Origin of the sequence: Sphingorhabdus sp. (genome assembly GCF_044239005.1) — a bacterium.
Taxonomy (GTDB): Bacteria; Pseudomonadota; Alphaproteobacteria; order Sphingomonadales; family Sphingomonadaceae; genus Sphingorhabdus_B.
This window is the reverse complement of sequence record NZ_JBIICH010000091.1, coordinates 1-8,422: the sequence shown is the minus strand read 5'-3', so window position 1 is coordinate 8,422 and position 8,422 is coordinate 1. Positions and strand designations below refer to the sequence as shown.

Sequence of the window (8,422 nt, the reverse complement as noted above, 5' to 3'; positions counted from 1 at the left end):
AGGGTGCAGCCCGTGCCCGAAATCGCGTCGACATATTGCCGTGTTAGCGTGGCGATGCCCGAAAGATGTTGGACCGTGTTCAGCGCGGACCGCTCCGCCGTCAGCATCGCGCGGGCATTGCCCCGAAGGCGCATGAGGTCAGTTCCTGCGGCAACCTGCTGTCCTTCTTCGACAAGCAGGTCGATTTCCATCGCGGGATCGAGCGATGTGAAGAACGCGACGGCAATCGGCAGACCGGCAACGACGATTGCGTCACGGCTATCCATCGTGCCTTCAAACCGGACATCTGCCGGGATAACGCTTTGCGATGTAACGTCGATTCCGGTTGGCCCCAGATCTTCGGCCAGCGTGGCGCGGACAAACGCGTCCAGATCAAAATGGGGAAGGGTAAAGGCCATGTCAGTGCGGTCCGGCGATTCTTATCGGATGGGGTTGCCCCCACCCATAAGTGCGTTCGAACCGGGCAGCAATGCCGTAATCAGTAGCCCATCAGGCTCATGACTTCCTTGCGGCTCGATTGGTCGTCAAGGAAACAGCCGATAAGCTTTGACGTGACCATGCCAACGCCATGCACCTTCACACCGCGGCCCGTCATGCAACCATGCTGCGCCTCAATGACAACGGCTACGCCCTCTGGCTTCAGATGTTCCCAAATGCAGTTTGCGACTTCAGCGGTCAGGCGTTCTTGTACCTGCAGCCGTTGAGCAAAACCGTGCAGCACGCGCGCCAGCTTTGAAATGCCGACAACGCGGTCCGTTGGCATATAGGCGATGGATGCCTTGCCAATGATCGGCGCCATATGGTGCTCACAATGGGACTGGAACGGGATATCCTTCAGCAAAACCAGCTCGTGATATCCGCCGACTTCCTGAAAGGTGCGCGACAGATGCGCGGCAGGGTCTTCCGCATAGCCGCCGCAATATTCGCGCCATGCGCGTCCGACGCGTGCTGGTGTGTCCAGCAAACCTTCACGGGCTGGGTCATCACCTGACCAACGGATTAGGGTGCGAATGGCATCTTGGACTTCGTCAGGAACGACAATTTTGCCGTTCTCACCAATTTCGTCTTCATAATGGATATGTGCGATGGGAAACACCTTTTCGGGCTGGTTCATCTTGGGTCTCCGGCGGCCGTACGTGCCCGCCATTTTCATTCCCAAAAATAGGCCCGCCCGCCTTTAAAAACTATACGGCGAATAACCCATAGGCATTTCACCATGATGCGATATCATATTGATGCACGGTTAGTGCTTCAAGCACAGCCGCGCCGATAGCTTTAGCCGATGGCTTGTCCAGTCTTCGCCCAGTCCGCCAAAAAGCCTTCAATGCCCTTGTCCGTCAGGATATGCTTGAACAGGCCCTTGATGACAGCAGGTGGTGCAGTCATGACGTCAGCGCCGATTTTGGCCGCTTCAAGCACATGCACACCATGGCGCACGCTGGCGACGAGGATTTCAGTGTCGAATGCGTAATTGTCGTAAATCAGGCGAATGTCACTGATCAGCTGCATGCCGTCAAAGCCATTGTCATCATGACGACCGACGAAGGGCGATACAAAAGTTGCACCGGCTTTGGCCGCCAGCAGTGCTTGGTTTGCAGAGAAGCACAAGGTCACATTGACCATGGTCCCTTCTGACGTCAGCGCTTTGCAGGTTTTCAGACCATCGATCGTCAACGGCACCTTGATGCAGACATTGCTTGCAATCTTGCGGAGGATTTCCGCCTCTTTCATCATCGTTGCATGATCCAGCGCAACGACTTCGGCGGATACAGGTCCATCGGTCAGCGCACAAATTTCGCGGGTGACTTCAATGAAATCGCGGCCCGATCTGGCAATCAATGTTGGGTTGGTGGTGACGCCATCAAGCAAGCCAGTCGCTGCCAGATCTTTGATATCGGCAATGTCAGCGGTGTCGGCAAAAAATTTCATGGCACGTTATTCCTGATAGTAGATTCGGTATACTGCCTATTGGCAAAGTTAACGTGGAAATGACAGGCAATATTCCGTGCGGAATTGCCGCAATATATCACGCTAAAAGAACATGCTTTTGAACTGGTAGGGATAGGTGGGTGACGTCCCCCATTTGTCTGCCTATATCGACGGGATGAATCCGCCCACCAACCGTGTCCGTGTCGTCCTGTTGACGCAAGCGATTGGTCCGCTCGACTATCGGTTGCCTGCGGATATGGAGGCGGGGCCCGGGTGCGTGGTGATGGTCCCGCTGGGGCCGCGTAAATTGCCGGGTGTTATCTGGGATGATGATGTTTTTGGCGATGAAGCCGTCGATGCCAGCAAACTTCGGCCGGTGTTGGAACTGCTCGACTGTCCGCCACTTGGGCAAGGGCTTCGCCGCCTCGTCAACTGGGTCGCCGATTATTATCTGACCAGCCATGCCGCTGTGTTGCGTATGGTCTTGGCGTCGTCTGCGGCGTTTACAGTGTCTGGTACGATCATTGAATATCGGCGCACCGGCTTTGAACCCGCACGGCTGACCCCGCAACGCGCTGCCGCGCTGGACGCGTTGGAGGGCGCGCAAGGCCTTGTTCGTGAGCTTGCGGCAGAAGCAGGCGTTAGCGATGCTGTCATCCGCGGGCTGATAAAGGCAGGTGCCTTTGAACCTGTCACGATCAGCGTGGATTCTCCGCTGCCTGAACCACTCGCAGATTTCGGCGCGCCTAAATTGAATGACGCGCAAATGGTCGCGGCAGACGCAATGGTCACCGCCGTCCGATCGGGCGGGTTTGACACCTTTGTCCTCGACGGCGTGACGGGATCTGGCAAAACCGAAACCTATTTTGAAGCGGTTGCCGAAGCCATTCGTCTAGGCAAGCAAGTTCTGGTCCTGCTCCCCGAAATCGCGCTGACAGCGCCGTTTCTGGCCCGCTTTGAAGCCCGTTTCGGGGTGGAGCCTGCCGTATGGCATAGCAATTTGCGGTCAACGCAGCGCCGCCGTGTGTGGCGCGCGGTTGCGGACGGCAGTGCAAAGGTGCTTGTCGGGGCACGATCGGCTTTGTTCCTGCCCTTTGCCAATCTGCGGCTGATCATCGTCGACGAAGCGCATGAGAGCAGTTTTAAACAAGAAGATGGCGTGCGGTACCACGCCCGCGATGTTGCGGTGATGCGTGGCCGCTTTGAAGGCTTTCCCGTGGTGCTGGCGTCGGCTACGCCCGCGTTGGAATCGCGCCATATGGTTACGATTGGCCGCTATAAGGGGTTGGAAATCCCGTCCCGTTTCGGCGCGGCCAAAATGCCGGAGATCAAGGCGATCGACCTCACCTTGGACGCGCCCGAGCGTCAACATTGGATTGCGCCGACATTGCTCAAGGCTTTGGAAGAGCGCGTGGAACGCGGTGAGCAAAGCCTGCTGTTCCTTAACCGACGTGGCTTTGCGCCGCTCACCTTGTGCAGAACATGCGGCCACCGCTTCCAATGCCCCAATTGCACAAGCTGGATGGTTGAACACCGGTTGGTTCGCCGGCTTGCGTGCCACCATTGCGGCCATGTCATGCCGCCACCCGACGAATGCCCTGAATGCGGCGAAAGCGACACGCTCGTCGCCTGTGGCCCCGGCGTTGAAAGGATTTGTGATGAGGTAAATCGCCTGTTGCCCGATGCGCGCACAATCGTTGCGACATCGGACACATTATGGTCACCGGAAAAAGCCGCCGAGTTCGTCTCGCGGGTTGAAAATAAGGCGGTCGATATCATCATCGGCACGCAGTTGGTGACCAAGGGATATCACTTTCCTGAGCTGACCTTGGTGGGCGTGATTGATGCTGACCTTGGTCTTGAAGGTGGTGACTTGCGCGCTGCCGAACGGACATTTCAGCAAATCGCGCAGGCGGCGGGCCGGGCAGGGCGTGGTGAAAAACCGGGTGAGGTTTTCATACAGACGCGTAATCCCAACCACCCCGTGATCGCCGCGTTGGTCGCAGGGGACCGCGATGCATTTTATGATGCGGAAACCGAGCAACGCAAATCAGCAGGCGCGCCGCCGTTCGGGCGCTTTGCGGCGATCATCATTTCATCAGAAGACGAACGGGAGGCTATTGAAGCCGCGCGCGCGGTCGGTGGTGCCGCGCCACAGGTTGACGGCATGTATGTTTATGGCCCTGCGCCAGCGCCGCTCGCTATGCTGCGTGGCCGGTACCGCCAGCGGCTGTTGGTGCATGCGCAACGTTCGGTCGAGGTGCAGACCATCATTCGCGAATGGCTGGGCAGCTTGCATTTTCCCCGCAGCGTTCGGGTCGGGGTGGACGTCGATCCGTATAGTTTCTTATAAATTCTGATGGCTGGATAATCCCGGGTCGAAAAACCTGATTTACCTGCGCCGCCTTATGATGCATCGTCCAAAAAAATTTTGGGGGAGAGACCAACATGCAGAAATTCTTATGTGCCATTTTATTGAGCACGGCGTCGGCCACAGGCGCTTTCGCACAAGACGCGAAGCCAGCATCGGACGCGACCATTGCCGCACAGCGCAGCATGGCGGCGCAGCTTCCGGTCGAAGATGGCCGTGACCTCGAATTTGCAGATCGCGGTTTTATCGGAACGCTTGCAGACCCCATCATCACCAACAAAGATGGCAAGCCTGTCTGGAATCTGGGCGCTTATGACTGGATGGGCAATGGCGCGTCGCCAGACACCGTAAACCCCAGCCTGTGGCGGCACATGGGGCTTTTGCGCAAGCATGGCCTATATGCGGTGACCGACAATATGTGGCAAGTGCGCGGGTTTGATGTGTCCAACATGACCATCATCAAAGGGCAAACGGGTTGGATTATCATCGATCCGTTGACCAGCCGTGATACGGCGGCTGCGGCGCTGAAGCTTGTGAATGAAAAGCTGGGTACGCGTCCTGTCTCTGCAGTTGTCTATAGCCATAGCCATGGCGACCATTTTGGTGGCGTGCGCGGCATCGTCAATGAAGCCGATGTTAAGGCCGGCAAAGTCGCCATTATCGCGCCCGAACATTTTCTGGCTGAAACCGCGTCCGAAAATGTGATGGCTGGGCCAGCGATGAGCAGACGCGCGACATTTCAATTCGGCACCAACTTGGCACCGGGGCCGCAGGGTCAAATGGGCAGCGGCATCGGTAAAGGCATTGGCGGCGGCGACATTACACTTATTTCGCCAACCATCGACATTCGCAAAACCGGCGAAGTGCGCGAAATTGATGGGGTGAATCTCGAATTTCAAATGGTGCCCGCGACAGAAGCGCCGGCCGAAATGAACGTTTATATCCCCGCAGCGCGCACATTTTTGGCGGCAGAAATAGCCACCTGCAGTCTGCACAATATTCTGACCCCACGCGGTGCCAAGGTACGCGATACATTAAGCTGGTCCAGCTTCCTCAACGAAGCTGTCAACCTGTACGGCGACCGTAGCGATATAATGATTTCAAGCCATTGCTGGCCGCGCTTTGGGCAATCCGAAGTCAAAGGATCGTTGTCGGGGCAGCGCGACAATTATCGCTATTTGCACGACCAGACAGTCCGCATGATGAACAAGGGCATGACCCAGGCCGAAATTGCCGAGGTGTTGAAAGCGCCGCCAGCGATTGGCGACCAATGGTTCAACAAGGGCTATTACGGCACCTACAGCCACAATTCAAAGGCCGTGTATCAATATTATCTGGGTTGGTATGACGCAGTCCCTGCCAACCTCAATCCCCATCCACCCGAGATTCGCGCGGCGAAAATGGTCGCGGCCATGGGCGGCGCAAAGAAGCTCCTCGCGGCGGCCAAAAAGGCGATGAAGGCGGGGGACTATCGCTGGTCGTCGGACCTGTTGAACCAGCTGGTTTTTGCTGATCCGAAAAATGCCGAAGGCCGAGCTTTGCTAGCCGACAGCTATGAACAGCAAGGTTTTCAGGCTGAATCCGCGATTTGGCGTAACATGTTTCTGACCGGTGCGGCCGAGCTAAGGCATGGCATAAAGGCGGGCGTAAGTTCGCAAAGCATCGACATGATTTCAGCGATACCAACCGGCCTGTTGCTTGATTCTGTCGCGACACGATTGGATCCGACGATCATCGGCAATACGGCGCTGAACCTGAACTTTGTGATTTCGGACCGGAAAGAGACGGCGAAAGTCACCGTCGGCAATGCGGTGATGATCAGCGAAATGGGAACAGGCCATGCTGCGCCAGCCGTAACCATATCCGGACCGCGTCAGTTGTTCCTTGCTTTGTTGTTCCTGAAAATGCCGGCAGCGCAATTGCAAATGGCTGGGCTGAAGATTGAAGGCGACCGGTCTGTCGTTGACAAGTTGCAGGCGGCGCTTGACCCGATGCCGGGCCCATTCAACATCGCCGAACCTTAAAGGATTACATTTCCCCGCGTTCGCGGCGGATTGCGTACCATTTTTTGACGTTGGCGTTGTGCTGTTGCAGCGTGTCGGCAAACACATGTCCGCCCTTGCCATCGGCGACGAAGAACAAGGCGCTCGTCGCTTGCGGGTTCAGCACGGCGGCAATCGCCGCGCGTGACGGATTGGCAATGGGGCCCTTTGGCAGGCCCGTCATCGCATAAGTGTTATAGTCGTTGACGTCGCCTATTTCAGATTTGCGGATGCGGCGGCCCAGCGGTTTGCCTTTGGTAATCGGGTAAATGATGGTCGGGTCAGCCTGAAGCATCATGCCCTTGCGCAGGCGGTTGGAATATACCCCAGCCACAATCCGCAGTTCGGATTTCAGCGCCGTTTCCTTTTCGACAATCGACGCCAGCGTCAACGCCTCAAGCCGCGTTTTGACGACCGTGTTCGGGCTGCGCTCTGGCCAAAGTTCGTCCATTGTCTTTGTCATCGCGTCTTGCATACGCTTCAGCACGGCCGCGCGCGGCTCGTTGATGCCAAAGGCATAGCTGTCGGGCAGAACGGAGCCTTCGGCCGGCATGGCGATAGTGCCGCTGAGGCGGTCATTCGCCATCAAGCGTTCGTAGACCATGATCGACGGCATCCCCTCGGGGATCGTGACCATCCGCTGGACGGTTTTGCCGCCGGTGAGGATGGACAATATCTCGGAATTCGACGCCTGCGGTTGGATGATGAATTCGCCAGCCTTAATCGTGCTGGTGCCGCCAAAAATTCGCGCGCGGTTCACGAACGCATCGGCGGACTTGATAACACCGTCTTTTTCAAGCTGCTGTGCGGCCAGGGTAATGCTTGAACCTGGCTTGATAACCACAGTCACTTCGCGCTCCAGCGGGCCCGGTGCGGTCCAGCCGTAGATGAAGTTGCCCGCAATGATAGCAAGCAGCAGCGCCGCCGCTAATATCGCCCATCTGGCGAGGCGGCGCATATCGTCAGATAGCCTTCATGATCAAGCTGGCATTGGTACCGCCAAAGCCAAAGCTGTTGTTCAGCACAGCTTTCACTTCACGCTTTTTCGCCACATGCGGAACCAAGTCGACGCCTTCTGTGCCTTCATCCGGATTGTCCAGATTGAGCGTTGGCGGAACGATTTGATCGCGGAGCGCGAGGATGCAGAAAATGCTTTCGACCGCGCCAGCGCCGCCGAGAAGGTGGCCGATGGCGGACTTGGTCGAGCTCATTGAGACGTTGGTAATCGCATCACCAAATAAACGCTTCACAGCACCCAGTTCGATGGTGTCGGCCATCGTCGATGTGCCATGGGCGTTGATATAATCAATATCGCTTGGCGTCATGCCCGCCTTTTTCAACGCCATCTGCATCGAACGATAGGCGCCGTCGCCATCGGGGTGCGGCGCGGTGACGTGATAGGCATCGCCTGAAAGGCCATAGCCAACGACTTCGGCGTAGATTTTTGCGCCGCGCGCCTTTGCGTGCTCATATTCTTCCAGAACGATAACGCCTGCGCCTTCACCCATAACAAAACCGTCGCGGTCCTTGTCATAAGGGCGGCTTGCGGCTTCGGGACGGTCGTTAAAGCTCATGTTCAGCGCGCGTGCTTGCGCGAAGCCCGCAATGCCCAGTGGGTTGATCGTGCCTTCTGCGCCGCCAGCCAACATGATGTCGGCGTCATCGTCGCGGATCATGCGCGCGGCATCGCCAATGGAATGCGCGCCGGTTGAACATGCGGTGACCACGGCGTGATTGGGGCCTTTTAGGCCATATTTAATGCTGACCTGACCAGAGATCAGGTTGATCAGCCGGCCATGCACGAAATGCGGGCTGACGCGACCTGGGCCTTTTTCAGCGAGCAGCAATGCTTCGCTTTCAATGCCGGGCAGACCGCCAATGCCGGATCCGATGGAGCAGCCTGCGCGTAGCTTTTGTTCTTCGGTCAATTCGGTGAGACCGGCATCTTCCAAGGCCTGACCTGCGGCATCGATGCCGTAAATGATAAAGGGATCAACCTGCCGCTGAACCTTGTGGTCAACGCGCTTGTCGGGGTCAAAGCCCCATGCGTGGTCCTTGGGCTTCACCTCGCAGGCAATAT

7 protein-coding genes are annotated in these 8,422 nt (G+C 57.1%); 2 read left to right on the top strand and 5 right to left on the bottom strand.

What is annotated here, in order from left to right; all coding sequences use genetic code 11:
- The 3 genes from ACILQA_RS08105 to fsa form a co-directional block, all read right to left on the bottom strand.
- Window positions 1-398: nicotinate-nucleotide diphosphorylase (locus tag ACILQA_RS08105; protein WP_395629240.1), on the bottom strand; the 398-nt coding region annotated here is incomplete at its 3' end.
- Window positions 399-478: 80 nt separating this feature from the next.
- Window positions 479-1,114 (bottom strand): GTP cyclohydrolase I FolE, encoded by a 636-nt coding sequence (gene folE, locus ACILQA_RS08100; RefSeq protein ID WP_395629239.1) that lies wholly within the window; start codon window positions 1,112-1,114, stop codon window positions 479-481.
- Window positions 1,115-1,275: 161 nt separating this feature from the next.
- Complete coding sequence (fsa, locus tag ACILQA_RS08095) at window positions 1,276-1,929, bottom strand: fructose-6-phosphate aldolase (protein ID WP_324479519.1); 654 nt, start codon at window positions 1,927-1,929, stop codon at window positions 1,276-1,278.
- Between the two features lie 175 nt (window positions 1,930-2,104).
- Between fsa and ACILQA_RS08090 the strand changes: the two genes are divergently transcribed.
- Together ACILQA_RS08090 and ACILQA_RS08085 are read left to right on the top strand one after the other, a co-directional pair.
- On the top strand, window positions 2,105-4,282 hold the full coding sequence (locus ACILQA_RS08090) for a primosomal protein N' (RefSeq protein WP_395629241.1): 2,178 nt from the start codon (window positions 2,105-2,107) through the stop codon (window positions 4,280-4,282).
- Window positions 4,283-4,377: 95 nt separating this feature from the next.
- Window positions 4,378-6,324, top strand: coding sequence for an alkyl/aryl-sulfatase (locus ACILQA_RS08085; RefSeq protein WP_395629238.1), 1,947 nt, complete (start codon window positions 4,378-4,380; stop codon window positions 6,322-6,324).
- A 4-nt stretch (window positions 6,325-6,328) separates the two neighbouring features.
- Here the strand turns inward: ACILQA_RS08085 and mltG are convergent, their stop codons facing one another.
- A complete protein-coding gene (gene mltG, locus ACILQA_RS08080; protein ID WP_395629237.1) occupies window positions 6,329-7,300 on the bottom strand; it encodes an endolytic transglycosylase MltG in 972 nt (323 codons plus the stop codon).
- Between the two features lie 4 nt (window positions 7,301-7,304).
- Window positions 7,305-8,422: beta-ketoacyl-ACP synthase II (fabF, locus tag ACILQA_RS08075; protein WP_395629236.1), on the bottom strand; the 1,118-nt coding region annotated here is incomplete at its 5' end.